The sequence below is a fragment of the Methylobacterium nigriterrae genome (genome assembly GCF_037106235.1).
Taxonomy (GTDB): domain Bacteria; phylum Pseudomonadota; class Alphaproteobacteria; order Rhizobiales; family Beijerinckiaceae; genus Methylobacterium; species Methylobacterium nigriterrae.
In genome coordinates this window covers 1-409 of sequence record NZ_JBAWTG010000581.1, presented here as the reverse complement: position 1 = coordinate 409, position 409 = coordinate 1, and the positions used below count along the sequence as shown (strand labels likewise).

General features: G+C 64.5%; 1 pseudogene. It reads right to left on the bottom strand.

The window, feature by feature from the left end:
* Window positions 1-190: pseudogene (locus tag WDW90_RS38320) on the bottom strand (S1C family serine protease); the annotation flags it as partial.
* Window positions 191-409: the final 219 nt, after the last annotated feature.

Genomic DNA, 409 nt, shown 5'->3' with positions numbered 1-409 from the left:
CGACGCGGATCTCGCCATCGTCGGCGAGCGCTTCCTCTGCAGTGATGATCAGACCAGGCTGCCACGCGAAGCCGCTCGCCCGAGAGCGGGGCGAACGGACCGCGACGAGGCTCGGTGCAACACGGCCGACGAGATCCGAGAGTTCGGCGGAGAGGCTGACGAGAAGGGAGGGCGTAGCGGCAGCGGACATGGAGACCTCCTGGTTGAGGCTCAATGTGCAACCGGCCGAAGTTCCCTTCTACTGACCAGACGGGCAGGTCAGCTCGTGGCACCGTCCGGACTTTGAATGCCGACGCATCTGAGCAACTCGATGTTTTGGGTCTAATCAGCCGGCTTTGGCGGCAAGCGGACCGTCTGCCTTTGGGCAGGCTGGCGGGTCAACTTCGGCAACTCTTGGCCGAGAGCGGCC